Origin of the sequence: Streptacidiphilus sp. MAP12-16 (assembly GCF_041262165.1) — a bacterium.
In the GTDB taxonomy this organism is placed as follows: Bacteria; Actinomycetota; Actinomycetes; order Streptomycetales; family Streptomycetaceae; genus Streptacidiphilus.
The window spans coordinates 1-1,220 of sequence record NZ_JBGCBY010000084.1; the positions used below are offsets into that span (position 1 = coordinate 1).

General features: G+C 62.7%; 1 protein-coding gene. It reads left to right on the plus strand.

All coding sequences use genetic code 11. The features are described 5' to 3' along the window. Nucleotides 1-1,220 (plus strand): beta-ketoacyl synthase N-terminal-like domain-containing protein (locus tag ABIA33_RS38050; protein ID WP_370088824.1); only part of this gene is annotated, 1,220 nt, incomplete at both ends.

Here is a 1,220-nt window from a genome sequence, read left to right on the forward strand (position 1 = left end):
CTTTCTGCGTTTGTGTTGTTCTCGTCGTTGGCGGGGACGTTGGGTAGTGCGGGTCAGGGTAATTATGCGGCGGCGAATGCGTTTTTGGATGCGTTGGTTGAGCAGCGTCGTGCTGATGGTCTGGTGGGGTCGTCGGTGGCGTGGGGTCCGTGGGCCGAGGGTGGTATGGCTGTGGACGGGGTGGTTGCTGAGCGGTTGGCGCGTGGTGGTGTGCCGGGGTTGGTGCCGGAGTTGGCTGTTGTGGCGTTGCAGCAGGTGTTGGATCGTGGCGAGGCTGTGTCGGTGGTGGCGGATGTGGTGTGGGAGCGTTTCGCTCCGCAGTTCACGGCGTTGCGGTCGAGTTTGTTGTTTGCTGAGTTGGCTGAGGCGCGGCCGGTTGTGTCGGTTGTGTCGGTGGGGGATGAGGGCGGGGCTGGGGGGTCGGATGTTTCGGCGTTTCAGCGGTTGTTGGTTGGTGCGGTTGAGGGTGAGCGTGGTCGGCTGGCGTTGGATGTGGTGCGGGCGCAGGTTGCGGCGGTGTTGGGGCATGCGGGGGTGGATGCGGTTGAGCCGACGCGGGCGTTTCGGGAGTTGGGTTTTGATTCGCTGACTGCGGTTGAGTTGCGGAATGTGTTGGCGGCGGTGACGGGTCTGCGTTTGCCGGCGACGTTGGTGTTCGATTATCCGAATGCTGCGGTGTTGGCGGAGTTTTTGTGCAGCGAGGTGTTGGGTTCGGTGCCTGGGCTTGCCGTGCCGGTGGATGTGGTGCGGGGGGTGGATGATGAGCCGGTTGCGATTGTCGGGATGAGTTGTCGGTTCCCGGGTGGTGTGGGGTCGCCGGAGGAGTTGTGGCGGTTCCTGGTTGCGGGTGGGGATGCGATCGTTGATTTTCCGGCGGATCGTGGGTGGGATGTTGGTTCGTTGTATCACCCGGATCCTGAGCATGCTGATACGACGTATGTGCGTGAGGGTGGGTTTTTGTCGGGGGTGGCGGAGTTTGATCCTGGGTTTTTCGGGATCAGTCCGCGTGAGGCGTTGGCGATGGATCCGCAGCAGCGGTTGTTGTTGGAGACGTCGTGGGAGGTTTTCGAGCGGGCGGGTATCGATCCGTTGTCGGTGCGTGGCAGCCGTACGGGGGTGTTTGCGGGTACCAATGGGCAGGATTATCTGCCGTTGATCCTCAGTGCGCCGGAGGGTTCCGAGGGTTTCCTGGGCACGGGCAATGCGGCCAGCGTGATGTC